Annotated in this window: 23 protein-coding genes, 2 pseudogenes and 2 riboswitches; of the genes and pseudogenes, 15 read left to right on the forward strand and 10 right to left on the reverse strand. The window is 70.1% G+C overall.

What is annotated here, in order from left to right; genetic code table 11:
* The 3 genes and pseudogenes from DCI01S_RS04235 to istA all read right to left on the reverse strand — a co-directional run.
* Nucleotides 1-305, reverse strand: a pseudogene (locus DCI01S_RS04235) (ATP-binding protein); the annotation flags it as partial.
* Entirely contained in the window at nt 302-838 is a 537-nt protein-coding gene (locus tag DCI01S_RS17805; protein WP_244881644.1) for a hypothetical protein, read from the reverse strand. The gene DCI01S_RS17805 and the pseudogene DCI01S_RS04235, both read right to left, overlap by 4 nt.
* Nucleotides 795-1,955 (reverse strand): IS21 family transposase, encoded by a 1,161-nt coding sequence (gene istA, locus DCI01S_RS04240; protein ID WP_244881645.1) that lies wholly within the window; start codon nt 1,953-1,955, stop codon nt 795-797. Before istA ends, DCI01S_RS17805 begins: the two co-directional genes overlap by 44 nt.
* Nucleotides 1,956-2,207: 252 nt before the next feature.
* On the opposite strand from istA, the gene DCI01S_RS17810 reads away from it, so the two are divergent.
* The 7 genes from DCI01S_RS17810 to DCI01S_RS18120 all read left to right on the forward strand — a co-directional run bounded on the left by DCI01S_RS17810 (nt 2,208) and on the right by DCI01S_RS18120 (nt 9,744).
* Nucleotides 2,208-3,080: an MEDS domain-containing protein gene (locus DCI01S_RS17810; protein WP_082767635.1), complete on the forward strand. Its 873-nt coding sequence runs from the start codon at nt 2,208-2,210 to the stop codon at nt 3,078-3,080.
* A 102-nt stretch (nt 3,081-3,182) separates the two neighbouring features.
* Entirely contained in the window at nt 3,183-5,075 is a 1,893-nt protein-coding gene (gene dnaK, locus DCI01S_RS04250) for a molecular chaperone DnaK (protein WP_061228108.1), read from the forward strand.
* A gap of 5 nt (nt 5,076-5,080) precedes the next feature.
* Complete coding sequence (locus tag DCI01S_RS04255) at nt 5,081-5,608, forward strand: nucleotide exchange factor GrpE (protein ID WP_061228172.1); 528 nt, start codon at nt 5,081-5,083, stop codon at nt 5,606-5,608.
* Nucleotides 5,608-6,582, forward strand: coding sequence for a DnaJ C-terminal domain-containing protein (locus DCI01S_RS04260; protein WP_061228109.1), 975 nt, complete (start codon nt 5,608-5,610; stop codon nt 6,580-6,582). Before DCI01S_RS04255 ends, DCI01S_RS04260 begins: the two co-directional genes overlap by 1 nt.
* Nucleotides 6,579-6,899 carry a chaperone modulator CbpM gene (locus tag DCI01S_RS04265; protein ID WP_061228110.1) on the forward strand — a complete coding sequence of 107 codons (321 nt, stop codon included), beginning with the start codon at nt 6,579-6,581 and terminating at the stop codon, nt 6,897-6,899. The genes DCI01S_RS04260 and DCI01S_RS04265 overlap by 4 nt, the downstream gene beginning before the upstream one ends.
* The gene (gene clpB / locus DCI01S_RS04270; protein WP_061228111.1) at nt 6,890-9,526 is read left to right on the forward strand and encodes an ATP-dependent chaperone ClpB; all 2,637 of its coding nucleotides are present in this window, start codon (nt 6,890-6,892) and stop codon (nt 9,524-9,526) included. Before DCI01S_RS04265 ends, clpB begins: the two co-directional genes overlap by 10 nt.
* A gap of 59 nt (nt 9,527-9,585) precedes the next feature.
* Nucleotides 9,586-9,744 (forward strand): thioredoxin family protein, encoded by a 159-nt coding sequence (locus tag DCI01S_RS18120; protein WP_198150746.1) that lies wholly within the window; start codon nt 9,586-9,588, stop codon nt 9,742-9,744.
* A gap of 49 nt (nt 9,745-9,793) precedes the next feature.
* Here the strand turns inward: DCI01S_RS18120 and DCI01S_RS04280 are convergent, their stop codons facing one another.
* Nucleotides 9,794-10,591, reverse strand: a complete 798-nt coding sequence (locus DCI01S_RS04280; protein ID WP_082767637.1) for an IS3 family transposase — start codon at nt 10,589-10,591, stop codon at nt 9,794-9,796.
* Complete coding sequence (locus tag DCI01S_RS04285) at nt 10,539-11,039, reverse strand: NYN domain-containing protein (RefSeq protein ID WP_061228113.1); 501 nt, start codon at nt 11,037-11,039, stop codon at nt 10,539-10,541. Before DCI01S_RS04285 ends, DCI01S_RS04280 begins: the two co-directional genes overlap by 53 nt.
* A gap of 773 nt (nt 11,040-11,812) precedes the next feature.
* Here DCI01S_RS04285 and DCI01S_RS04290 point away from each other — a divergent pair.
* Nucleotides 11,813-12,271 (forward strand): YflT domain-containing protein, encoded by a 459-nt coding sequence (locus DCI01S_RS04290; RefSeq protein ID WP_061228114.1) that lies wholly within the window; start codon nt 11,813-11,815, stop codon nt 12,269-12,271.
* Between the two features lie 142 nt (nt 12,272-12,413).
* Here the strand turns inward: DCI01S_RS04290 and DCI01S_RS17525 are convergent, their stop codons facing one another.
* Nucleotides 12,414-12,590, reverse strand: coding sequence for a hypothetical protein (locus DCI01S_RS17525; RefSeq protein WP_167349538.1), 177 nt, complete (start codon nt 12,588-12,590; stop codon nt 12,414-12,416).
* A 305-nt stretch (nt 12,591-12,895) separates the two neighbouring features.
* On the opposite strand from DCI01S_RS17525, the gene DCI01S_RS04295 reads away from it, so the two are divergent.
* The 7 genes from DCI01S_RS04295 to DCI01S_RS04325 all read left to right on the forward strand — a co-directional run bounded on the left by DCI01S_RS04295 (nt 12,896) and on the right by DCI01S_RS04325 (nt 20,210).
* Nucleotides 12,896-14,287: an NAD(P)/FAD-dependent oxidoreductase gene (locus tag DCI01S_RS04295; protein WP_156482540.1), complete on the forward strand. Its 1,392-nt coding sequence runs from the start codon at nt 12,896-12,898 to the stop codon at nt 14,285-14,287.
* Between the two features lie 360 nt (nt 14,288-14,647).
* Nucleotides 14,648-15,211, forward strand: coding sequence for a dihydrofolate reductase family protein (locus tag DCI01S_RS04300; RefSeq protein ID WP_061228115.1), 564 nt, complete (start codon nt 14,648-14,650; stop codon nt 15,209-15,211).
* 251 nt (nt 15,212-15,462) lie between these two features.
* A complete protein-coding gene (locus DCI01S_RS04305) occupies nt 15,463-16,893 on the forward strand; it encodes an MFS transporter (RefSeq protein ID WP_061228116.1) in 1,431 nt (476 codons plus the stop codon).
* Between the two features lie 393 nt (nt 16,894-17,286).
* Nucleotides 17,287-17,454 (forward strand): ATP-binding cassette domain-containing protein, encoded by a 168-nt coding sequence (locus DCI01S_RS16690; protein ID WP_244881646.1) that lies wholly within the window; start codon nt 17,287-17,289, stop codon nt 17,452-17,454.
* Between the two features lie 106 nt (nt 17,455-17,560).
* Nucleotides 17,561-17,749, forward strand: coding sequence for a hypothetical protein (locus DCI01S_RS04315; RefSeq protein ID WP_061228117.1), 189 nt, complete (start codon nt 17,561-17,563; stop codon nt 17,747-17,749).
* A 10-nt stretch (nt 17,750-17,759) separates the two neighbouring features.
* Nucleotides 17,760-17,886, forward strand: a riboswitch (cobalamin riboswitch).
* 36 nt (nt 17,887-17,922) lie between these two features.
* A complete protein-coding gene (locus tag DCI01S_RS04320; protein WP_061228174.1) occupies nt 17,923-19,482 on the forward strand; it encodes a cobyric acid synthase in 1,560 nt (519 codons plus the stop codon).
* Entirely contained in the window at nt 19,479-20,210 is a 732-nt protein-coding gene (locus DCI01S_RS04325; protein WP_061228118.1) for a cobalt-precorrin-6A reductase, read from the forward strand. Before DCI01S_RS04320 ends, DCI01S_RS04325 begins: the two co-directional genes overlap by 4 nt.
* Nucleotides 20,211-20,404: 194 nt before the next feature.
* Here DCI01S_RS04325 and DCI01S_RS04330 read toward each other — a convergent pair.
* From DCI01S_RS04330 to DCI01S_RS04345, 4 genes and pseudogenes are all read right to left on the reverse strand, one after another.
* Nucleotides 20,405-21,889 (reverse strand): annotated as a pseudogene (locus DCI01S_RS04330) (cobyrinic acid a,c-diamide synthase CobB); the annotation flags it as partial.
* Nucleotides 21,883-22,497: a cob(I)yrinic acid a,c-diamide adenosyltransferase gene (gene cobO / locus DCI01S_RS04335; protein WP_061228120.1), complete on the reverse strand. Its 615-nt coding sequence runs from the start codon at nt 22,495-22,497 to the stop codon at nt 21,883-21,885. The pseudogene DCI01S_RS04330 and the gene cobO, both read right to left, overlap by 7 nt.
* Nucleotides 22,497-24,665: a magnesium chelatase subunit D family protein gene (locus DCI01S_RS04340; protein ID WP_061228121.1), complete on the reverse strand. Its 2,169-nt coding sequence runs from the start codon at nt 24,663-24,665 to the stop codon at nt 22,497-22,499. The genes cobO and DCI01S_RS04340 overlap by 1 nt, the downstream gene beginning before the upstream one ends.
* 22 nt (nt 24,666-24,687) lie before the next feature.
* Nucleotides 24,688-24,872: riboswitch (cobalamin riboswitch) on the reverse strand.
* A 70-nt stretch (nt 24,873-24,942) separates the two neighbouring features.
* Nucleotides 24,943-25,560: a response regulator transcription factor gene (locus tag DCI01S_RS04345; RefSeq protein ID WP_061228175.1), complete on the reverse strand. Its 618-nt coding sequence runs from the start codon at nt 25,558-25,560 to the stop codon at nt 24,943-24,945.
* Nucleotides 25,561-25,563 lie beyond the last annotated feature (3 nt).

Here is a 25,563-nt window from a genome sequence, read left to right on the forward strand (position 1 = left end):
CGATCCGCAGATCCCCGTGAACCACCGGGGTTAGCTCGCGGTTGACGTTGCGGTCAGGCAGGTAGCGGATCTCTTCTACGCAGGCGTCAGGGTTTGGCGATCTTTCAGGCCTTGAGTAGTTTCTGGGTCCGGCGTTCCTGCCTGGCCGTGATCTCCTTGTCCAGGGCGTGGAAGATTTTCTCGGAGAAGGTCCACTCGTCGCAGGCGGGATCGTTGGCCAGGTCAATGACGGTCTGTCCGAGCGCGGTCATCCGCAATTGCGTGAACAGCGGCATGTCGGCGTCGGTGAGATGACGATCAGTCACTGCAGCTCCTCCTTCCCCGCGATGCCGGTGCTGGGGCGGCCGGTCAGGGCGGCGAGACTGAACTGCTCGGGCCCGGCCAGATGCGCCCCGGTGGTATCTCGCCGCCCTGCCGGCGGCTCCACCCGGGCCGTCGTTGCCGGCGGCGCCTCCGTCGTCGTGGGTCGGGCCGCGGCCTGGGCCCGCAGGGCCGCCAGTCGCTGTTTGACGGCGGTGTAGCTGATCGCCCGGCGTGCGGTCTCGGAGACGAGTTGCCCGCAGGCCCGCTCGAGGAGCTGCTTGTTGTCGCCGCGGGCCAGGGCGAGGATGTTCTGGCACGAGCGGTAGCCCTGCGCTTCGATGCGCTGACGATCGAGGACCTCGCTGATCGCGGCGACGGTGTTCGGTCCGATCTTGTGGGCCTGGCGTACGAAGTAGGCCCGCGACCACAGGTCGGATGACTGCAGGTGTTGGGCGGGCACGTGGTCAGGGTCGGTGACGAAGGCGTGCCGACTACCGGAGACGGTGTGGGAGGCGATGACCTCGCCGCCAGCCATGACCACCAGTGTGGGGCCGGTGATCACCCGCGTCGACGTGCTGGCCGGCGAAGGTGTAGGGCACCGAGTACTTCACCGTGGCGATCTCCACGTGATAGTCCCGGTTGACCTTGGATTTCTTCCAGATGACCGGCTGCCAGCGGACCTCGGGCAGAGCGATCAGCTCCGACTGCTCGTGCTCGGTGAACAGCTCGTGGCGGCTGGTCTTCTGGCCGCGGAACGGGATCCGGTCGTTGATCGCCTCCACCTCGGCGGCGATCGCCTCGTTCAGATCGTCCAGGCTGGCGAAGCGCCGATCGGCCAGCCGTCCGATCACCCAGTTCGTCACCACCTTCACCCCGGCCTCGACGTGCCCCTTGTCTGTCGGGCGCACCGGCCGAGTGGGCACCGCGGCGGTCTGGTGGTACTCGAGGAAGTCGCGGTATTCACGGTTGACCTCGCGGGCCCGGTCGCCGCGGGCGATCTGGTTCGATGCCGTCGAGGCGTTGTCCGGGACGATCACCTGCGCCGCGCCGCCGAAGTACTCGAAGGCCTGCAGGTGCGCGTCGAGCCAGTTCGGCATCTTCTCGTCCAGGCAGCCCGAGGAGAAGACCATCCCCGAGTACGGCAGCGACGCCACGAACACCGACACTGTGGTCTTGGTACCGATGACGGGGTCGAAGATCGCCATCTTCGTGCCCGCCCAGTCGACCTGCATCGTGTGCCCGGGCACATGCGCGATCCGCATCGTCAGCTCGCTGACCTCGACGTACGTGCCGACGATCTGGCAGAACCGCTGATAACTGTAGTGCCGCTGCCCCGGCGATCCGTCGCTGTCGAGGTAGTTGGCCCACAGCACCCGCAGCGGCAGCTTGTTCTTGCCCGTGCGCTTCTTCACGGTCGCCGCCACGTCGAAGGCCACGAACTCCGCCGACGGCGTCTTGCGCCCATCGGTGAACAAGGCGTCAATCTCCTCGCCGCTGAGCGCCTCGACCTGATCGACGGCGGTCAGCCCGTGCTCGCGGCACACCTTCCTCGCCTTCGCGACCGTGCGGTGCGAGCAACCCGCGATCGCCTCGATGTCCCGGTAGGACCTGTCCTGCAGCAGTAGCGACATCACCAATCGGTAATCAGTCACCGTGCCTCCTGTTCGGAATCACGCGCAGCCTGGTTGCCACGCGTAGAACCGACACGAGCACACGATGACCGGCACCGCTATCCGATGCTCATACTCGCGCTACCCGATCATCAGAACTCTGCTTTCCGAAGCACGTCCCTAACACATGTCCCAGGGCCAGGACATCCCTGATCCACGTGGTTCAGGGCCACGCCCGCTGCGGAATGCGCTAGCGTGCGATCCATCCAATCGACCTATCGAACGGTGGCGAGCATGAACGGTCTGAGTCTCGGGATCCCCGGCGTCGGCGCTGTGAGTTCGGGAACTCATTTCTGCGCGCTCTACTCGGGTCCAGCCGAGCGCGACCGGCTGTTGTACCCCTTCCTCGAGGAGGGGCTGAGGCATGGCGACAAATGTTTGTGCCTGATCGACGACGTCGAGCCGGCGCTGGTCCGGGACCGAGCCGTCGGGCAGCCCGGCGCCGACTACTCGCGACGCTCGGCGCAGCTCGACGTCGAACGCGCGTCGGACGCCTACCTGCGCTCGGGGGAGTTCAGCGTCGAGGGCATGGTGAGCTTCCTGTCCGGCCGCGTGGACAAGGCGAGCGCCGACAACTTCGACCTCATCAGAGCCGTCGGCGAGATGTCGTGGGTGCTGCCCGGCGTTCCGGGCTGGGACGACCTGTTCGTCTACGAGTCGTCCCTCAACCGCGTGGTCGAGGAGATGCCCGCCATTCTCATCTGCCTCTACGACCTCCAGAAGTTCGGGGCGAGGATGCTCGTCCAGGTGCTCCAGACGCACCCCAAGGTCCTGCTAGACGGCACGGTGATCGACAACCCTCACTACCTGCGGCCGGCGGAGTACCCCGCGGCCCGCCTCACCGAGGCGAGCCGGTACCCCATGGTCAGCGCGGGTTCGCACGGCGACGAGGACCTGGACCGAGGGTGGGGGTCGCTCACCGACGGCGAACTGCGCGTCGTGGCCGGTGTCGCTGCGGGCATGACCAACCGCGCTATTGCCACAAAGCTCCGCCTCTCGCGTCACACCGTGGACGCCCACCTGAAGCACGTGTACCTCAAGCTTGACATCCACACGCGAGTCGAGCTGACCGTGCTGGCGCTGCAGCATCACCTTCCCATGGGATAGCGGGAGACCTGCCCCCTCAGAGATCACCCGTTCACGGGATGCCGGTGACGTGGCCCCTGACCGAGCATGGTCACACACGAGCTTCCGGCGAATGGAGTAGTCATGGGCAGGGCAGTCGGCATCGACCTGGGAACGACGAACTCGGTGATCGCAGCGATGGAGGGTGGGCAGCCACAGGTGATCCCGAACGTGGAGGGCAACCGGACGACGCCGTCCGTGGTGGCTTTCCTGGAGAACGGTGAGCGCCTGGTCGGCCAGATGGCGAGGCGGCAGTCGATCCTGAATCCGAAGGGGACCATCTACTCCGCGAAGAGGTTCATCGGTCACAAGTACGACGAGGTCAGCAGTGAGATGAACACCGTCTCGTTCGACGTCGTCGCTGGTCCGGACGGCGCGGTGCGCTTCCAGGTCAACGGCAAGCTCTACGCACCCGAGGAGATCTCGGCACAGGTGTTGCGCAAGCTGGTCGACGACGCCGGGAAGTTCCTCGGTGAGCGGGTCACCGAGGCGGTCATCACGGTTCCGGCGCACTTCAACGACGCGCAGCGTCAGGCCACGAAGGACGCCGGCCGGATCGCGGGGCTCGAGGTTCTCCGGATCGTCAACGAGCCGACGGCGGCCGCCCTCGCGTACGGGATGGACAAGCGCGAGAACGAGACCGTGCTGGTCTTCGACCTCGGCGGCGGCACGTTCGATGTCAGCATCCTCACCGTCGGGGACGGTGTGGTGGAGGTCCGGTCGACAGCGGGGGACACCCACCTAGGCGGCGACGACTTTGACCGGCGCATCGTTGACTACCTGGCCGAGGAGTTCAGGAAGTCCAACGGCATCGATCTCCGCGACGACTCGCAGGCATTGCAGCGACTGTTCGAGGCTGCCGAGAAGGCCAAGGTGGACCTGTCGGCGGTCACACAGACGGCGGTCAACCTCCCGTTCGTCACCGCGGACGCCTCCGGGCCCAAGCATCTCAACGTGAACCTGATGAGGTCGACGTTCGAGCAGCTCACCGCCGACCTCGTCGAGCGCTGCCTCGGCCCGGTCAGGCAGGCGATGGAGGACGCCAAGGTCACCGCCGACGACATCGACGAGGTCATCCTCGTGGGAGGTTCGACGCGGATTCCGGCCGTGCAGGCGCTGGTGCGCCGCCTGACCGGTGGCAAGGAGCCCAACATGACTGTCAACCCGGACGAGGTCGTGGCCGTCGGTGCGGCTGTCCAAGCGGCGATCATCAAGGGCGACGTGAAGGACGTGCTGCTGCTCGACGTGACGCCCCTGTCGTTGGGACTGGAGACGATGGGTGGGGTGATGACCAAGGTCATCGAGCGAAACACGACAATCCCGGCCCGGCGGACCGAGATTTTCAGCACCGCGGAGGACAACCAGTCAGCCGTCGACGTCGTCGTCCTGCAGGGGGAGCGGGAGAGGGCGGCCGACAACCGGGTGCTGGCACGGTTCCGTCTGGAGGACATCCGCCCCGCGCCGCGTGGGGTGCCCCAGATCGAGGTGACCTTCGACATCGATGCCAACGGCATCCTGCACGTGTCGGCGCGTGACAAGGACACCGGTGCCGAGCAGGAGGTGACCATCAGCGAGTCCTCCACGCTGAGCCAGGAGGAGGTCGAGCGAATGGTCAGGGACGCCGAGACCCACCGCGGCGAGGACGCCGCGCTGCGTGAGCGGGTCGATGCTCGCAACGATCTCGACTCCGTGGCCTACCAGGTGCGCAAGACCCTCGAGGAAGCCGGCGCGTCCGTGCCCGAGCACGACCGCGCTCGTGCCGAGATGCTGGTCGAGGAGGCCCGCCAGGCCGTCGAGGGCGACGAGTCCGTGGATCGTCTCCGAGCGCTGACCGGGGAGCTCCACCAGATGACTCAGGCGCTGGGCGCCGCAGCCCGGGGTGGCGGTGGACCGTCGACCGGGGCGGCCGGCTCATCCGGCTCCGCGTCTGACAGCGATGATGACGACGTCATCGACGCCGAGTTCACGGCCAAGTGACGGCCATGTCCGACGGCGAGGAACCGACGAGCGAAGGCCCGACAGACGCGGCGCGGGGCGACGAGGCACCGGGAGGCGAAGCGCCCGAGAGCGTCGACCAGTCGCGCCAGGTCGCCGAGCTCGAAGACGCGTGGCGGCGCACGGCTGCCGAGCTCGACAACTTCCGCAAGCGGTGCGCACGCGACGTGGTGCGCGCCCGCGAGCAGGAACGGGCGACCGTGGCCACCAGCTGGCTGCCAGTCCTGGACAACCTCGAGCGGGCGCTCGAGCACGCGTCGTCCGACCCCAGTTCGGTGGCCGAGGGCCTGCGAGCAGTGCTCGCGCAGGCGGTCGGCGTCCTGGCCGATCTCGGGTTCCCACGTCGCGACGACGAGGGCACGGCCTTCGACCCAGCCGTGCACGAGGCGGTCAGCACCGTGTCCGGTCAGGGGCTGACGCCCGGCACCGTGGTTCAGGTCGTCCGCCCCGGATACGGACCCGACGACAAGCTCCTGCGTCCGGCTGCGGTCGTGGTGGCGACCAGGGATTCCTGATGGCCATGGACTTATATGAGGTCCTCGGTGTCTCTCGCGATGCCGACCCGGACGAGATCCAACGCGCCTATCGCAGGCTGGCGCGCCAGAACCACCCCGACGTCAACAAGCAGGCCGGGGCCGAGGAGAGGTTCAAAGACATCGCCGAGGCCTACGACGTCCTGTCGGACCCCGAGCAACGGCGGCGCTACGACGCCTTCGGCGAGGACTTCCGACGTGTACCACCCGACGCGGACCCGGCCGCCTGGCGCCAGGGCCGCGCCTATGCCGATGCGGGGGCAGGCGCACGCGGCCGGTGGTCGGGGGGTGGGCCGTCCGGCGGCTTCGGAGGGGCTGACTTCGGTGACGAGATCGACATCGAGGACCTGCTCGGGGGGATCTTCGGTGGGCGAGGGCGGGGCGGCCGGGGCCGGGCCGGTTGGGGACCCGGCCCGGTCCCGGGGGCCGACCACGAGGCGGAGGTGGAGGTCTCGGTCGAGGAGGCCTACCGCGGCACCGAGCGCAGCCTCACGATCACGGGTCCTGACGGCCCCCGCACGCTCGACGTCACGATCCCGCCGGGAGTCGTCGACGGCCAACGGATCCGGCTGCGGGGACAGGGCGGCCCGGGAAGCGGTGACGCGGCGGCCGGAGACCTCTACCTGGTGGTCCGGATCGCCGACCACCCGCGCTACCGGGTCGAGGGTCGTGACGTGCACGCACTCCTGCCGGTCGCTCCCTGGGAAGCCGCTCTCGGGGCGTCGGTGTCCGTCGACACGCCCGGCGGAGCAGCCACCGTCAAGGTCCCGGCCGGGTCGTCCAGCCACCGCCGCCTGCGGCTCAAGGGGCGTGGGCTCCCTCACCCGAAGGGCACGCCCGGGGACTTCTACGCGGAGCTGCAGGTGCGCGTGCCCCGCACCCTGTCCGACGACGAGCGGCGGCACTTCGAAGAGCTCGCCAAGGTGTCCCGCTTCGACGCGAGGAGCAGACAATGAACGCGTCCACGCGCTTCGCGCTGGCCCGACCCCACCGGCTGAGCCTGGAGAGCTATGCGCAGATCACCGGCGTACACCCGGAGCTGGTGCGCCGCCTGGTCGCGCTCGGGCTGCTGCAGGTCACTCGCGACGCACAGGGTCGCCTGTGGTTCGACCCGTCCCAGGTGAAGGAGATGGCCAGGATCCAGCGGCTGCGGATGAGCCTGAACCTCGGCTACTGCGCCATCGGGCTGGTCGTCCAGTTGCTCGACCGGATCGCGGAGCTGGAGAACGCACAACGGCGCACGACACGACGAGGAGACGCTCCATGGACATGAACAGACTGACCCAGAAGTCACAGGAAGCGCTGCACGACGCGCAGACCAAGGCGCTGCGCTTCGGCCACACCGAGGTGGACGGCGAGCACCTGCTGCTCGCGCTGCTCGACCAAGCCGAGGGCCTCGTCGCGCCGCTGCTCGCACGCGCCGGGGCCGACCCGGCCCGACTGCGTGAGGAACTTGAGGCCGAGCTCGGCCGGCGCCCGCGGGTCAGCGGGCCGGGCATGACGCCTGGACAGGTGCGCGTCACGCAGCGGCTTTCGCGGCTCCTCGACACTGCTGACGGCGAGGCGCGCAGGCTCAAGGACGAGTACGTCTCGGTCGAGCACCTCGTGATCGCGCTGGTGGAGGAGGGCTCGCAGTCAGCCTCCGGGCGGCTCCTGCGGGACCAGGGCCTGACACGCGACTCCTTCCTGGCTGCGCTGACCGAGGTGCGCGGCCACCAACGGGTGACGTCTGCGACGCCCGAGGGGACCTACGAGGCGCTGGGCAAGTACGGCCGTGACCTCGTTGAGGCCGCGAAGTCGGGAAAGCTCGAGCCGGTGATCGGCCGGGACTCCGAGATCCGTCGAACCGTCCAGATTCTGTCCCGGAAGACCAAGAACAACCCCGTCCTCATCGGCGAGCCCGGAGTGGGCAAGACGGCGATCGTCGAAGGCCTCGCCCAGCGGATCGCCGACGGGGACGTCCCCGAGGGCCTGCGGGACAAGACCGTCTTCGCGCTGGACATGGGTGCGCTGATCGCCGGCGCGAAGTACCGCGGCGAGTTCGAGGAGCGGCTGAAGGCCGTGCTCAACGAGGTGCAGAGCGCCGAGGGCCACATCCTGCTGTTCGTGGATGAACTCCACACCGTCGTGGGCGCCGGCGCCGGCGAGGGTGCGATGGACGCCGGCAACATGCTCAAGCCATTGCTCGCACGCGGCGAGCTGCACATGATCGGCGCGACCACGCTGGACGAGTACCGCTCGCACATCGAGAAGGACGCCGCCCTCGAACGCCGGTTCCAGCCCGTGCTGGTCGACGAGCCCAGCGAGGAGGACGCTCTGTCGATCCTGCGTGGGTTGCGCGAGCGGTTCGAGGTCTTCCACGGGGTGAAGATCCACGACGGCGCCCTGGTGGCGGCGGTGACGCTGAGCCACCGCTACATCTCCGACCGCTTCCTGCCCGACAAGGCCATCGACCTCGTCGACGAGGCCTGCGCGATGCTCCGCACCGAGATCGACTCGATGCCGGCCGAGCTGGACGAGCTCACCAGGCGCGTGACCCGGATGGAGATCGAGGAGGCAGCGCTGTCGCAGGAGGAGGACGCGGCGAGCAGGGCCCGTCTGGAAGAGCTGCGCAAGGAGCTGGCCGACGCCCGGGCCGAGGCCGACGCGCTGCGCGCACAGTGGGAGGCCGAGCGGTCGGCGCTGCGCGAGGTGCAGTCCCTGCGTCAGGAGCTGGAGCAGGTACGGCTGGAGAGCGAGCGGGCCGAGCGCGAGTACGACCTCAACCGGGCAGCGTCCCTGCGGCACGGCCGGTTGCCGGAGATCCAGCGGCGGCTGGAGGCGGCCGAGTCGCGGCTCGCGGGCAAGCAGAGCGGTCGCCGGCTGCTGCGCGAGGTGGTGACCGCCGACGAGATCGCCGACATCGTGTCGCGCTGGACCGGGATCCCGGTCACCCGCCTACAGGAGGGAGAGCGCGACAAGCTGCTCCGGCTCGACGAGGTGCTCCACGAGCGGGTCATCGGCCAGGACGAGGCGGTCCAGCTGGTGGCCGACGCCGTCGTCCGCGCCCGCTCCGGCATCAAGAACCCGCATCGCCCCATCGGGTCGTTCATCTTCCTCGGCCCCACAGGCGTGGGGAAGACGGAGCTAGCCAAGACGCTGGCCGCGGCCCTCTTCGACACCGAGGAGAACATGGTCCGGATCGACATGAGCGAGTACCAGGAGCGCCATACCGTCAGTCGACTTGTCGGTGCGCCACCCGGGTACGTCGGCTACGAGGAGGGCGGTCAGCTCACCGAGGCCGTGCGGCGCAAGCCGTACTCCGTCGTCCTGCTGGACGAGATCGAGAAGGCCCACGTGGACGTCTTCAACACGCTGCTGCAGGTGCTCGACGACGGCCGCCTGACCGACTCGCACGGCCGGACCGTCGACTTCCGCAACACCGTGCTGATCATGACGTCCAACATCGGCTCGGAGTACCTCCTCGGGGGGATCACCGCGGATGGCGAGGTCGAGGACGAGGCCCGCTCGATGGTGATGCGCACCCTGCAGTCGCACTTCCGCCCCGAGTTCCTCAACCGCGTCGACGAGATCGTGATGTTCAAGCCGCTGACTTTGGCCGAGATCGAGCGCATCGTCGACCTCCAGCTCGAGGAGCTGCGGGTCCGGCTGGCGGAGATGCGGGTCACCCTTGAGGTCACGGCCGAGGCGCGCCGGTTCATCGCTGACCAGGGCTTCGACCCGGCGTACGGCGCCCGCCCGCTGCGGCGATACATCTCACGTGAGGTGGAGACCCAGGTGGGCCGAGCGCTGATCCGCGGCGACGCGGCGGACGGGGGCACGATCTGGGTGGACCTGGCCGACGGGGAGCTCGTGGTGACCGCGTCCGGCAGTCCGACCCAGGGGCACGCCGTGACATGACCGCGAACGCTCAGAGGACGACCACGGTTGTGTGCGGGAACTGCGGAGCCAGGAACCGCATGCCGGTGGTGGCCGAGGGCACGCCACGCTGCGGGAGGTGCAGTACTCCGCTGCCCTGGGTAGTGGACGCGAACGACGCTGACTTCCACGCGGTCGTGGACGAGTCGAGCATCCCGGTGCTGGTCGACGTGTGGGCTCCGTGGTGCGGCCCATGCTGACGAGCTGGTCCGGTGCCGTCCACCACGGGCGTGAGGTCGACCAGCACGGTCACGAATGACGAGCTGCCGTCGCCGCGGACGTGCTTCCACTTGTCAAGCCCCGGGTCTTGTAGAGGGTGGTTATCTGGTGTCGATGAGGTCGTCGACGGGCTCTGGTAGTGGTTCGACCGCGGCGTGTTGGGCTTCGTACTCGGCCGGTGGGACGTAGCCGATCTCGCCGTGGATCCGTCGATGGCCCGAACCAGTCGATGTACTCGGCGACGGCGATCTCGAGGTCCTCGATGTCGCGCCACGGCCCCTTGTGGCGGTTGCGGATGAGCTCGGCTTTGAACAGGGAGTTGAACGCCTCCGCCAGTGCGTTGTCGTAGGAGTCGCCGCGTGAGCCCACCGAGGCCACCAGGTCCTGCTCGGCGAGCCGCTTGGTATAGCGCAGTGCCCGGTACTGGACGCCGCGGTCGCTGTGGTGAATGAGTCCGCTGAGGTCGTCGCCGGCGTGTGTGCGCTGCCAGATCGCCATGTTCAACGCGTCCAGAGCCAGGTCGGTGTACAGATTTTTGGACAGCTGCCAGCCGACGACCATCCGCGAGTAGACGTCGATGATGAACGCCGCGTACACCCACCCGGCGTACGTGCGGATGTAGGTGATGTCGGCAACCCACAGCTGGTTTGAGCGCTCGGCGACGAACTTACGTTCCACCAGGTCAGCGGGCCGCTCGGTTTCGGCCTTCGGGCGTGTGGTCCGCGGTGACTTGGCTCGCTGGACGCCTTTGAGGCCTTCGGCTCTCATGAGGCGTTCAACGGTGCAGCGGGCGACCTGGTGGCCGGCGCGGCCCATCTCCTTCCACATCTTGCGGGCACCGTACACGTGGTTGCATGTCGCGGTCAGCTGAACAGAGCACCACCGCGTCGAGAGTTCGATCGCCGGTCATCTCGAGCAGCTGCATGCCGAGCTCCATGTCGACGCCTTTCTCTTTGCCGTCGAGGTTGTTCTCCATCGCGATGACGGTGATGCGCCTGTCGCGCCGCCAGTAGCGGATGTATTGCTCGGTGATGGCGCGGGCGTGGGGGTTCTGGCGCTGGTGGTGAAGGCCGATCACCACGGTGATTCGAGCGACTCGGGAGGGGCGGTTCCGCTCGCCGGCGATCAGCTCCGAGATACTTCCGAGATTGAGTACGTGATCGTCGATGCTCTGTCCGAATCCCAGGATGGTGTCGGCTCCCCTGAGGAAGTTCCAGCCGTCGTACAGCAGGCCGATGTTCTGGGTGAGCGGGACTGTGTAGGTGTTCATGTTCATCCTTTTCTGTTCGTGTATTCGGTGTCTGCTGCGTAAGAAATGGGCTAGTGTCGCGCCTTTTATGCGTTTCCGCGAGTTCGTTTTCCTAGCGATTGTCTCGCTCTTTCCGGCTAGCTGACAAGGATGACACTACTCAAGTGGAGAGGGTTTGCAAGGCCCTGACGGGCGCCGGATCGGCGTCGATTTCCACAGGCGTCGGACAGGGTTTACGGACGCGACTAGCTGCGCTTGTATGCCTCTTGGCGTGGCATGTTCTTGATTTGATTCCTCCGGAGAATCACGAAGTTTCCCTCTTGAATCCACGGTATTCGGCTGGAACTTTTACTTACTTCTGGTGAATTGCCGGACGTAACTCCAGAAGTGAATGAAATCGCCTGGCTAAAGGGTTTCCCGGAATGTTCGACTTTCGGGGGCGAGCCCACTGTCCTGCGGAAATGGCGCGCGCGTCGGCCGTGGTCGCTCGGGTGTGGCGGCGGCGGCTGGCGGCGTGAGGGTTCCGGGCGTGCGGCGGCGAGGGGCCCCCGGTGGGTGAAGGGCGCTGGAGGCGGATGTCGGCGCGTCGTGATGCCGCGTCGGGCGGGGGTTCGCAGCTGCCAGGGTCGGGCCGATGAGCTGCTTTGTGTGATATAAATCACACATGCGCCCTATCTGCGGTTTTGGTGTTCGGGCGCGCGTTGACTGCTCGCTGCTGATTGCGGGCGCGCAGCTGCACCAGTAACGTTCTACCTACTTGGCGGCTGCCCCGAGGCGCCGCGGAGAGGGAGGACGATACGTTGACCACAGCTCGCAACGACCACTCGGATACCGACTACCGGGTTCTGCAGACCGTCTCGGACTACTCGGTGGCGCAAGAGATCGTGGATCGACTGTCCGATCGCGGATTCCCCGTTGACCGGGTCCGGATCGTCGGCAGTGGCCTCCGCTCGATCGAGCAGGTGACGGGTCGCCTGACCACGGGCAAGGCCGCGGGCCGCGGAGCACTGGCGGGTCTGTGGTTCGGCCTTCTGCTCGCGATTCTCTTCCTCATCCTGGCGCCCCTCGCGAGCTTCCTGTGGATCCTCGTCTGGTCCCTCGGCTTCGGCGCGCTGTGGGGCGCGCTCTTCGGCGCCATCGGCCACGCCTCGACGGGCGGACGCCGCGACTTCTCGTCGGTGCAGACGATTGAGGCCGACTCGTACGATGTTCTCGTTGAATCCACGCACTTCGACGATGCTGTCCGGCTGATCGGCTGAAACGCGCCCCACGCTGAACCCCAGCTCTGACCTACTCACACACGCGACGACACCGACGCATCTACGCGACGACCCGGGGGCCCCGCCCGCCGGACACCGAGATGTCCGGGGCGGGAGCCCCCGGGTCGCCGGGAAGCCGTGGTTAGGACAGTCCGCCGAGCAGATCGGTCGGCAGGAGGCCGGTCAGCGAGGCGGTCGCGCTGCCGGAGCCGCTGCCGGGCCCACCGAGAAGCGAGCCGAGGCCGAGCGAGCCGAGGATGGGCGCCGCGAGTGACCCCGCGGCGAGCGAACCGAGCGATCCGAGAGCTTCAGAACCCATGGATGTGTCTCCTTTCGACGGGCATGTGGCGTGATCGGAGAGTGATCTCCGCTCACTTGGCCGAGGGTAACAGCGCCTCCCGCCCACTGTCGGGTGCCGCGGAGACGCCGCCCGTCCGTCACCGGCACGTACACAAACGGGTCCTGGGTCGGGGACGGTGGCTCGTCGTACCTGATGGATGCGGAGATGCACGAGGACGGCGATCCGGAACCGGACGACGAGCCCCGCGAACACGACTAGGGTCGGCCGCAACGGGGCCCGGCGACGGGCTCATGGGAACGGCACAGTCAGTTCGAGGAGGCGCCATGACCGGATACTCGCACTCGCCGATGAACAGTGGGCCGTCAACGGAGAACCGCCATCGGGTGGTCATCATCGGGTCGGGATTCGGCGGGCTCGCCGCCGCCCGCGCGCTGGAGAAGGCCGACGTCGACGTCACCCTCGTCGCCCGGACCGGCCACCACCTCTTCCAGCCGCTGCTGTACCAGGTCGCGACGGGCATCCTGTCCGTCGGCGAGATCGCCCCCTCGACCCGGCTCGTCCTGCGGGACCAGAAGAACGTCACCGTCGCAATGGGGGAGGTGGACCAGATCGACGTCACCGCCCGGAGGCTGCACGCAACGGCCGGGCACGTCGACTTCGAGCTCGAGTACGACTCCCTCATCGTCGCCGCCGGGGCCAACCAGTCCTACTTCGGCAACGATCACTTCGAGCACTGGGCGCCGGGCATGAAGTCCATCGACGACGCGCTGGAACTACGGAGCCGCATCATGGGCTGCTTCGAGCAGGCCGAGGTGTCGGACGACGAGGAGGAACGTCGCAGGCTGCTCACCTTCGTCGTCGTCGGCGCCGGTCCGACCGGTGTGGAGATGGCCGGGCAGATCGCCGAGCTGGCGCGACGGACCCTCAAACACAGCTTCCGGCGGATCGACCCCGCCCGGGCCCGGGTCATCCTCCTCGACGCCGCCCCGGCGGTGCTCCCGCCGTTCGGGAACAAGCTCGGCAACGCCGCCCGGGCGCGCCTCGAGGAGATCGGCGTGGAGATCCAGCTCAACGCCATGGTCACCGACGTGGACTACTACGGGATCGAGGTCAAGGACCCCGACGGGTCGCTGCGCCGGATCGACGCCACCTGCAAGATCTGGTCGGCCGGCGTCCAGGCGAGCCCACTGGGCAGGATGCTCGCCGAGCAGACCGGCGCCGAGGTGGACCGGGCCGGGCGCGTACTCGTGAACAAGGATCTCTCCCTCCCGGGCCGGCCGGAGATCTTCGTGATCGGCGACATGATCAACCTCGACAACCTGCCGGGCGTCTCGCCGGTCGCGATCCAGGGCGGCAAGTACGTCGCCAAGCAGATCGCCCGCGAGGTCGCGACGGGACGGTCGCCGGCCGCCCGCCGCCCGTTCAAGTACTTCGACAAGGGCTCCATGGCGACCGTGTCCCGCTACAGCGCGGTCGCCAAGATCGGCCCCTTTGAACTCCACGGTTTCGTCGCCTGGGTCCTGTGGCTGGTCGTGCACCTGGCGTTCCTCATCGGCTTCCGCAATCGCGTCATCACCCTGCTGTCCTGGGGACTGCACATGGGCGATCATCGCTCGCACCTCACCTCCACGGCCCGGTGGGCGTACGGGCGGCAGGCCCTCGCCCGCGCGGAGCAGGCCGCCGAGCGCGACACCGACCGCGCACCGGCCGACTGACCCCGCGCCCGGTGGGCGCAGTCGCCGACTGACCCCGCGCCCGGTGGGCTCAGCGGTCGCGGCCGACGGTGCGGGGGTGGGACCGTGGCGGTCGACGACGACGACGTGAGCCCGGGCGGAAGGGGTGCGGTGACCCAGTCAGCTGATGAGTCCGCGAAACGTGCCCGACCCGTCCGCGCCAGCCCTGAGGTGCCCCGGCGGCCGGGCCGCCGAGGCCGGCGACGTGGTCGCGATCAGCGACCGCCCGTCGGCCACGCTGCCGACCCTCGTCGTGAGAACCCCGGTCAACGCTCAGCCTAGGGGCGGAATCCGGGGTTAGGCTGCCCCCAACGTCCCCGCGCCATCCGCGAAAGGCCGACCATGGGCACGCTGAGCTACACCGCGACCGTCTCGCTCGACGGGTACGTGGCAGACGCGGACGGGGATTTCCAGTGGTCCGCGCCGGACGCCGAGGTCTTCCGGTTCCACGTGGACCGCATGGGGGCCGTCGCCCACGAGGTGCTGGGCCGCAACACCTACGCGTTGATGGAGTACTGGCAGAACCCACCCGAGGGCGAGGAGTCGGGACCCGACGAGCAGGAGTTCGCGCGGCGCTGGCAGGCGATTCCGCGGACCCTCGTCTCGTCCACCATGACGGCCGCCCACCTCGCCTCCGACACCGACCGCCTGGTGCCGCGTCTCGACCCGGGCACCCTGCGCCGCATCGTCGACGAGGTCGACGGTGAGGTCGAGATCTTCGGTCCGACCACCGCGGCGGAGGCGATCCGCGCGGGGATGGTCAGCGACTTCCTGTTCTTCGTCGTCCCCCACGTGGTCGGCGGGGGCCTTCGCGCCCTGCCGCCGGACGCGCGCCTGGATCTGGAGCTCGCCGAGCAGCGCGTCTTCGGAGGCGGGACGGTACTCCTGCACTACCGGAGCCGGTGAACACGTAACCGAGTGCGTGAGCTGCGTAGCCCAGCCCGCGAGCCGTTGCCACGTCGTCGTCGTCACACCCCCGCCCGTACACCCGACGGCGTGTCCGGGATTGGACACGGTGCCCAGCGGGCGAGAAAAATGACGATCCACACTGTGCCACGTGCACATCCACCGCTGGGCGACGTGACCGAGATCACCAATCCGCCTAGCCTTGTCGCGGTCATCGGTAGCCACCCCCGCTACCCGGACCTAGGAGGAACATGGCAACGTCTGACGGGAAGATCGATCCCCACGGGAGCACGGCCGCGGTCGCCGAGACGATCTCGGCCGAGCCGGTGCCCCGTCACCGGATCATCCTCGCCTCGCTCATCGGCACCACGATCGAGTTCTACGACTTCTACATCTTCGCCACCGCCGCGGTGTCGGTCTTCCCGCTGCTGTTCTTCGCCGGCGGCGACGCCAGCACGGCACTGCTGGCGTCGATGGCCACGTTCGGCACCGCGTTCATCGCCCGCCCGCTCGGGTCCATCGTCTTCGGGCACTACGGTGACCGTCTCGGCCGCAAGGTCACGCTCGTCGGCGCCCTGCTCACCATGGGTATCGCCACGTTCCTCATCGGCCTGCTGCCGACGATCCACCAGATCGGCCTGTGGGCCCCCGCGATGCTCACGATCCTGCGCTTCTTCCAGGGCATCGGCCTGGGCGGCGAGTGGTCGGGTGCGGCGCTGCTGGCGTCGGAGACGGCGCAGCCGGGCAAGCGTGGGTTCGCCGCGATGTGGCCGCAGCTCGGCGCACCGTTCGGCTTCATCCTGGCCAACGGCATCTTCCTGCTGCTGACCATCTGGTTCTCCTACGATTCCACCGCCGCCGACCTGGGCGAGCCGTTCCTCGTGTGGGGCTGGCGCCTGCCGTTCCTGCTGTCCATCGTCATGGTCGGCGTGGGCCTGTACGTGCGGCTGCGCATCGAGGAGACCCCGGTCTTCGCCCGGGCGGTCGCGAACAACGAGCGGGTCAAGACCCCGGTGTCCGAGGTGTTCCGCCGCAACTGGTGGGAGATCATCCTCGGCACGTTCATCATGCTGGCCACCTACGGCCTGTTCTACCTCATGACCACGTGGATCCTGTCGTTCGCTATCGGCGCCGAGGAGACCGGCGGGCTGGGCTACGGCTACCAGTCGTTCCTCATCATCCAGGTCATCGCGATCCTCCTGTTCGCCGCGTTCGTGCCGGTCGCCGGCTGGCTGGCGGACGTGCTCGGTCGGCGCCGGATGCTCATCGGCGTCACCGCCGCGATCATCGTGTTCGGCCTGAGCTTCGGCTGGTGGCTGAACCCGGACGCGATGGGCACCGGCGAGGGCCTGGACGTGACCCGCATGCTGCTGTTCCTCAGCGTGGGCATGATGCTCATGGGCCTGACCTTCGGTCCGATGTCGGCGGTGCTGCCGGAGCTGTTCCCCACCAACACCCGGTACACGGGCTCGGGTGTGGCCTACAACTTCTCCGCGATCCTCGGCGCGGCGCTCACCCCGTTCGTCGCGGTGTGGCTGGTGCAGAACTACTCGGTCGCCTACGTCGGCTACTACCTCGTGGGCCTGTCGGTGCTGACGATCATCGCGCTGATCCTCGCGCCGGAGACCAGCAAGACCTCGATGTACACGGAGGAGTCGCGCTCGGAGGACGCCCTGGCGTGACGCCCGCCCCGCGGTGGATCGAGCTCCGCTGAAGGGGCGATCCCCACCGGGACAGACCCCGGGACCGTTGGAGGGTCCCGGGGTCTGTCGTGTCAGGGGGCGACGACGACGAGGTGGGCGGCGCCTGGGCCTGGCTCCCAGGATGGTCGAGCAGATCCGCGACATCATCATGGAAATCAACGCGCAGGGGACCGGCGTCCTGCTGGTCGAGCAGAACGCGGCGATGGCGCTGTCGATCGCCCGGCACGGCTACGCGGTGGAGACGGGGCGCGTGGTCATGGACCGGCCGGCGGCGGAGCTGCTGGACGACGACATCCGCGCGTTCTACCTCGGCGCGCGGTCCGGACCGCCAGTCACGGCCCCGCGCCCGGCCCCTCGGGCGGCCCCGCGCCGGTGCTGGAGTTCGCGATCATCGGGCCCAACGGCGCCGGCAAGACGAGCATCTTCAAGGTCCTGTCCGGCGTGTGCCGGCCACAGGAGGGATCGGTGACGCTGCGGGGGCGGCAGCTCGTGGGGCTGCGCCCGCACCGGATCGCCCGCCCGGCTCAGCCGGACGGGTAACGACGCGGTGCGGGCGCTCGATATGGAGAGGGAGACCTGCCCATTAGCCCCGCGACCCGCGGTCGCGACCCGCCGCCGCGCGGAGTTCCTCGCCTAGGAGTCATCCGTGATCTTCCGTCCGAACGGCCCCATCAGCGGCCCGATGTACGACGCCATCAACGCGGCATTCGGTGCGATCGCCCGCGGGCTGGAAGCGGTCGGTATCCCGTTCGACCAGTCCGCCGTGCCCCTGAGCTTCCTCGCCATACCGTTCGTGGCGGGCTCGAGCTACCTCCCGGCGGCCGTGGGTTCCTGATGCTCCTCGGGTAGTCTCACTGCTCGTCGGTCCAGGGAACCCGGTGCGAGTCCGGGGCTGTCCCGCAACGGTGTGACCCTCCCGCTTCGCAAGCGGGCCGGGTCGAGCCCGATACCTGCCGACCGCCGCCCGCGTCCGTGGTCGGTGTGTGCCAGGCCGAGGAGCCCCACCGCATGACTGCCGCTGCTACCGGCGCCGCGTCCCTGCTCGTCGCAGGAACCACCTCCGATGCGGGCAAGAGCGTCGTCACCACCGCCCTGTGCCGCGCCTTCGCCCGCCGGGGCCTGAGGGTGGCGCCGTTCAAGGCGCAGAACATGTCCAACAACTCGATGGTCGTGTCCGCCCACCACGCAGCCGGGCCCGCCGATACGGCGTCCGCGGGCACCGCCGAGATCGGCCGCGCCCAGTGGATCCAGGCCCTCGCCGCATGCGCGGTGCCGGAGCCGGCGATGAACCCGGTGCTGCTCAAGCCGGGCGGCGACCGCCGCAGCCACGTGGTCGTGATGGGGCAGCCGGCGGGCTCGGTGTCTTCGCGGGACTTCGTGGACGGGCGCGCCCACCTGGCGGAGGCGGCGTTCGCGTCGTACGACGATCTGGCCTCCCGCTACGACCTCATCATCTGCGAGGGCGCGGGAAGCCCGGCGGAGATCAACCTGCGCTCGAGCGACTACGTCAACATGGGTCTGGCACGCCACGCCGACATGCCGGTCGTGGTGGTGGGCGACATCGACCGCGGCGGCGTCTTCGCGGCGCTGTTCGGGACGGTCGCGCTGCTCGAGCCGGCCGATCAGCGGCTGATCGCCGGATTCGTCGTCAACAAGTTCCGCGGCGACCCCACGCTCCTCGAGCCGGGGCTGCGCCAGCTCACCGCGCTCACCGGCCGCCCGGTCCACGGGGTGCTGCCGTGGGATCCCGACCTGTGGCTGGACTCCGAGGACGCCCTCGCGGTGAGCCCGCGCACCGCCGACGCGCCCACCGCCCTGCGCGTGGCGGTGCTCCGTCTGCCGCGTATCAGCAACTTCACCGACGTCGACGCCCTCGGCCTCGAAGCCGACGTCGAGGTCGCCTATGTCACGGAGCCCCGCGACCTCGCGGGCGCGGACCTCGTCGTCGTCCCCGGGACCAGGGCGACCCTCGACGACCTTGCGTGGCTCCGCTCGCGGGGCCTCGACCGCGCGGTCATTACACATGTCGAGCGCGGCGGCACGGTGCTGGGGATCTGCGGCGGCTTCCAGATACTCGGCGGCGAGATCGCCGACCCCGACGGCATCGAGGGCACCCCCGGCGCGCGCGTGACCGGCCTCGGCCTGCTCGACGTGACCACGCGGTTCGGCGCGGAGAAGGTGCTGCGCCTGCCCACCGGGACCGCGCTGGGGCAGCCGGTGAGCGGGTACGAAATCCATCACGGCCGGGTGAGCGTCGGCGGCGGGGGAGAGACGGGCGACGACGACGAGGTGTTCCCCGGCGGGGCCCGGCGGGGTCGGGTGTTCGGCACGATGTGGCACGGGAGTCTCGAGTCGGACGGTTTCCGGGGCGCGTTCCTGGACGAGGTCGCGGCAGGGTCGGGGCGAACCCGCGAACCCTCGGACGTGAGCTTCGCCGCCGCGCGGGAGCGCCGCCTCGACCTGCTGGGCGACCTCGCCGAGGAGCACCTCGACCTGGACGCGCTGCTCGACTTGGCGCGCGACGGTGCGCCCGCCATGCCCGCGCTCCCGCCGGGTGCCGACCGGTGATCCTCATCCTGGGCGGCACGGCCGAGGCCCGCGAGCTCGCCGCCCTGCTGGTCGAACGCGGGGTGCCCGCGTTGTCGTCGCTGGCCGGGCGGGTCTCGAAGCCCCGGCTGCCGGTGGGCGAGGTGCGGATCGGCGGGTTCGGCGGCGTCGACGGGCTGCAGCGATTTCTGCGCGAGGCCGGCGTGACCGCGGTGGTCGACGCCACCCACCCGTTCGCGGCCGGGATCTCGGCCAATGCCGCCGCTGCGTGCGCGGCCGCGCGGGTCCCGCTGCTGCGCCTCGAGCGACCCGGCTGGGCTGCCGCCCCGGGGGCCGACCGCTGGCATTGGGTGGGCGATCACGACGAGGCCGCGGGCATCACCTCTCGCTCGGGCCGACGGCCGTTCCTCACCATCGGGCGGCAGTCGCTGAACAGGTTCGTGGGCCCGCTCGCCGAGCATCACGCGCTGGTCAGGGTGGTGGACCCGCCCGAGGTGGAGCTGCCCGAGCCGTGGCGGCTACTACTGAGCCGGGGCCCGTACTCGGTCGACGGAGAGCGCGCGCTCTTCGCCGACCACGGAGTCGACGTGCTGGTCACCAAGGACTCGGGTGGCGGTCACACGTGGTCGAAGATGGCCGTGGCCGACGAGCTCGGCGTGCCGGTCGTGGTGGTGCGCCGACCCGGCCCCGCGCCGGGCGTGCAGGTGGTCAGCGACGCCGTGGCCGCCGCCGAGTGGGCCTGCGGCTAGTCTCGCGCCCTCCGCCCCGCTTTTGGACGCAGCCCCGGCGGAACTGGCAGCAGTCACGGCGAGATTCCGCCTGCATCGCCGACATAGCTGCTGCCAATTCCGCGTCAGGGCCGGGCGAGTTGGGCTGGCCGGCGGCCCGGAGCGCTGCGGTCATGCCAGGGCGCTCTGGCGAACGTCCGGACCTGCGCCGCGAACCGGGTCGCGAGCAACGGATGTCCGGCCCAGTGGGTGTGCAGGTAGGACGCGTGGACCGACCCGGTGACGAAGCCCTCCGGCCCGGCAGTGCTCGTCCACGCCGGGCTCGCGCTCGAGAGCGGGCCCTCGACCGCGCCTGATTCGGCCCCCGCGGGACGCTGCCCTGCAGCCGTACCCGCCGTACCCGCCGTACCCGCCGCACCCGCCGAACCAGCCGCACCAGCCGCACCCGCCGTCGGCGTGACCGCCGTGCGATGGAACTCGTGCCCGGTGACCTCGGTGCCTGCGGCGGCCAGGATGCTGTCGGCCACGGCCGTCGAGCGCCGGTAGGCCAGCGTGAGCCGCGGGGCCATGGCGGCGTCGGCGTCGATCGCGCCCACCATCGGCACGCCGTCCAGGCTCCGGCAGAGGTACAGCAGGCCCGCACATTCGGCGACCGTCGGCACGCCCGCGGACGTCGCCGCGCGCAGTGCCCGCAGCATGGGCTCGTTGGCGGCGAGGTCGCCCGCGTGCACCTCGGGGAACCCGCCACCGAGGTAGATCCCTGCGGTCCCGTCGGGCAGGGACTCGTCGGCCAGCGGGTCGAACGGCGCGACCGAGCAGCCGGCCGCCTCGAGCAGCTCGACCGTCTCGGCGTAGCGGAACGTGAAGGCCCGGCCGCCGGCCACGGCGATGAGCGGGCGGCCCTTGTCGTCGTCGCCGCCGGATCCGCGCCCGCCACCTGCCACCGCCTCCTGCGCCGACCACGCCTGCCCGCGCAGCGGCGGCGCGGACCGCGCGATGCGCATGACGGCCTCGAGGTCGATGGATGCGGCGACCTTCCCGGCGAGGTGGTCGAGGGACCGCGCGGCCTCGGGGCGCTCGGCGGCGGGGACGAGGCCGAGGTGGCGGGAGGGGGCGGTGACGTCGTCGTCGCGCTGGAGCACGCCCAGCACGGGGATGCCCAGGGGCGCGAGGCCGCGGCGGACTTCGTCGGAGTGGCGTACGGACCCCGCCTTGTTGAGCACCACCCCGGCGATCCGGACGTCCGCGTCGAACGTGGCCATGCCGAGCACTGTGGCGGCGATGGTGCGCGAGGCGTGCGAGATGTCGACGACCAGCACGACGGGGGAGTCGGTGAGGCGGGCGACGTGCGCGGTGGAGGCGAACCCTTCGCGGCCGATGTGGCCGTCGTACAGGCCCATGACGCCCTCGATCACCGCGATGTCGGCCGGCCGCCCGCCGCGGGTCCCGCCGAATCGCGCACCGTGCAGCAGCAGCGGCACGATCCGCTCCTCGCCCACCAGGTGCGGGTCGAGGTTGCGGCCCGGCCGCCCGGTGGCGAGGGCGTGGTACCCGGGGTCGATGTAGTCGGGGCCCACCTTGTGCCCCGAGACCTCCAGCCCGGTGCGGCGCAGCGCGGCCATGAGGCCGGTGGCGACGGTGGTCTTGCCGTGCCCCGACGCCGGCGCGGCCACGACGATCCGCGGCAGCGCGGTCACCATTCGATGCCCCGCTGACCCTTCTGCCCGGCGTCCATCGGGTGCTTGACCTTGGTCATCTCGGTGACCAGGTCGGCGACCTCGAGCAGCCGTGGATCGGCGTCGCGGCCGGTGATCACGACGTGCTGCCGCCCGGGCCGCGCGGCGAGGGTGGCCACCACGTCGTCGACGTCCACCCAGCCCCATTTCATGGGATAGGTGAACTCGTCGAGCAGGTACAGGTCGTGCCGCTCGTCGGCGAGGCGCCGCTTGATCTCGGCCCATCCTTCGGCGGCATCGGCGGCGTGGTCGGCCTCGGTGCCGTCCTTGCGCGACCACGACCATCCCGAGCCCATCTTGTGCCACTCCACCGGGCCGCCCTCGCCGGTCTCGGCATGCAGTTGGCCGAGGCGTTCCATGACGGTCTGCTCGCCGATGCGCCACTTGGCGGACTTGACGAACTGGAAGACGCCGATGTCCCAGCCCTGGTTCCACGCGCGCATGGCCAGGCCGAACGCGGCGGTGGACTTCCCCTTGCCGGGCCCGGTGTGGACCATGACGAGCGGGCGGTTGCGGCGCTGGCGGGTGCTGAGGCCGTCGTCGGGGACGGTGGTGGGTTGTCCCTGGGGCATCAGGCGACCTCGTTTCGCGTCGTGGGGGTCGGTGCGGTGGTGTGTTCTCGGACGGTGCGGGTGAGGCCGTCGGCGGTGACCTCGCCGAGTGGCACGTGCTCGGCGCCGAGGTGCGCGGCGAGTTCGGCGGCTAGGCCCATGCGGAAGCGGCCGGTCTCGCAGTCCACCACCACGGACGCCACGCCGAGGGAGGCCAGTCCGGCCGCCGCGGTGCGGGACCGGGCGAGGGCGTCCGGGCCGTGGGTGGCGCGGCCGTCGGTGACGACGACGACGAGAGGTCGCCGCTGCCGATCGCGGATGCTCTCGATGCGCAGGACCTCGGCGGTGGTGAGCAGTCCCTCCGCCAGTGGGGTCCGGCCGCCCGCCGGGAGGTCGGCGAGGCGGGTGGCCGCGACGTCGACCGAGGAGGTGGGCGGGAGGGCGACCTGCGCGGCGGACCCGCGGAACGTCACCAGGCCGACCTTGTCGCGGCGGCGGTAGGCGTCCAGCAGGAGGGACAGGATCGCGGTCTTGACCTGCTCCATGCGGGTGCGGGCGGCCATGGAGCCCGAGGCGTCCACGCAGAACAGGACGAGGTTGGATTCGCGGCCCTCGCGCACGGCCGAGCGCAGGTCCTCGGGGGCGAGCAGGAGGCGGGCGCGTTCAGCGCCGTCGTGGCCGGCCATGCGGCCGCGGGCGGCCTGGTGCGGCGCGGCCGTGCGGATGGTGGCGGGAAGGTGCAGGTCGGCGCCGGTGAACTCACCGGCGCCGACCCGCCGACCGCTGCTCGTGCGGGCCCGGGACCGACGACCCGCCGCACCCTCGCCGGTGCCGGCGACGCTGAACAGCCGCGTCCGGTACGGCTCCGACGCGGAGGCCACGGTGCCGGGCTGCGGGGCGGCGGGACCGGGTGCGGAGCCCGAGGCGGTGTCGGGGTCCGGGGTGGTGTCGGGGTCCGGGCTGCCCTCGGGGTCCGGGCTGCCGTCGGCGTCAGCCGGGCTGTCCTGCTGAGCGTGCCCGCCGCCGTCGGTCGCGTCGCTGCCGGGCCCGCCGGCCGAGGCCTCGGCCGGGGTCTGGTCGGTGGACGGGGTGTCCGCACTGCTCGAGTCGTCGGCGGACTCGGACGGACCGGCGTTCTCGCCCTGCGGATCCTCGTCGCGGGGGTCGGGATCGGGCTCGTCGTCGTCGCCCAACAGCCGGTCCAGCAGCTCCTCGTCGAGGCCCGGCGCGTCGAACGGTGCGCGGCGGCGGCGGTGGGGCAGCGCCATGCGCGCGGCGACCCGGATGTCCTCGCGCGTGATGCGGACGCGGCCCTGCCACGCGGCGTGCGCGGCGGCGGTGCGGGCGGTGACGATGTCGGCGCGCATGCCGTCCACGTCGAAGCCCGCGCAGACCCGCGCGATGGTGGCCAGCGCCCACTCGGTGAGCCTGACCCCGCCGAGGACGCGCCGGGCGGCGGCGACCCGCTCACGCAGGGCGCGCTCGTCGTCGGCGTACGCGGCGGCGAACCCGGCGGGGTCGGCCTCGAACGCGATGCGGCGGCGCACCACCTCGGCCCGGAGCTCGGGGTCGCGCGGCGCGGCCACCTCCACGGTGAGACCGAAACGGTCCAGCAGCTGCGGGCGGAGCTCGCCCTCCTCGGGATTCATGGTGCCGACCAGCACGAAACGGGCGGCGTGCTCGACCGACAGGCCATCGCGCTCGACGGTGACGCGGCCCATCGCGGCGGCGTCGAGGAGCTGGTCCACCACGTGGTCGTGGAGCAGATTGACCTCGTCCACGTAGAGGATCCCGCGGTGGGCGCGAGCGAGCAGGCCGGGCTGGAACACGGTCACGCCGTCGGACAGCGCGCTCTCCAGGTGCAGCGACCCGGTGATCCGGTCCTCGGACACCCCGACCGGAAGCTCGACCAGGCGGACCGGCCGCCGCTCGGTGGGAGCGTCGGTGGGGATGCGGCCGTCGGGGGTCTCGGCGCCGCGGTCGTCGGGCGCGGAGGAGAAACGGTCGCCGGTGACCACCTCGATCTTCGGGAGGACTCCGGCGAGGGCGCGGACCATCGTGGACTTGGCCGTGCCCTTCTCACCACGGATGAGGACGCCGCCGACCGACGGCGACACCGCCGTGAGGATGAGGGCCAGCGACATGTCGTCGGAACCGACGACAGCGCTGAAGGGGTAGTGCAATGGCATGGGGGCTCCCGCTCTCGTCTGCCAGGCTGGTCAGCGCGAGGCCGGTCTCCGGACTTCCCGGCTCATCTGTTGACGCTGCGCGTTGGCGCGGTGTCGCGAGAGGCCGGGTTACCGTAGCGGGCCCTGTGCCGGATTCTCACCGGCTTCCCTGATTCTCCCCTCCGTCCGCTCTCGCGGCCGTGGGGCACCTCGTGCTGTGGGTCGTGTTCGGTTGTGGTGCTGAGGGTAGTCCAGGCACCGGTCACCAGCGGCACAGGGGAGCAGCGGACCCGCCCGGCTAGACGGCTCCGAGTTCGCGGGCCCGGGCCACGGCTGCGGTCCGCGTGGTGACGCCGAGCTTGTCGAAGATGTGCACCAGGTGGGTTTTGACGGTCGCCTCCGACACGTTCAGCGAGGCGGCGGTCTGCCTGTTGGTTGCACCGTCCGCCACCGCCCGGAGGACCTCCGTTTCGCGATCGGTGAGTAGTGGACGCGGGTCGCGTAGTCGGCCCATGAGCTTGCCGGCGACGGTGGGGGAGAGCGCACTCTCGCCCGCTGCGGCGGCGCGGACCGCGCCCAGGAGGTCGTCGGGGCCGGCGTCCTTGAGGAGGTAGCCGCAGGCGCCGGCCTCGATCGCGCCGAGGATGTCCGAGTCCGTGTCGTGACTGGTGAGAACCAGGACCTGGGGAGGGTCGGCGAGCTCCCGGATCCTGGCCGTGGCCCGGACCCCGGCGGTGGCATCGCCGGAGAAGCGCAGGTCCATGAGCACCACGTCCACGTCCCCGATCCTGCAGCGCTCCACGGCGGCGTCGGCATCAGCGACGTCTGCGATCACCTCGATCGTCGGATCGGAAGCGAGTAGCGCCCGCAGCCCCGTGCGCACCACCGCGTGGTCGTCCGCGATCAGCACCCGCACCCT

This window comes from Dietzia cinnamea NBRC 102147, from assembly GCF_001571065.1.
Lineage (GTDB): Bacteria > Actinomycetota > Actinomycetes > Mycobacteriales > Mycobacteriaceae > Dietzia > Dietzia cinnamea.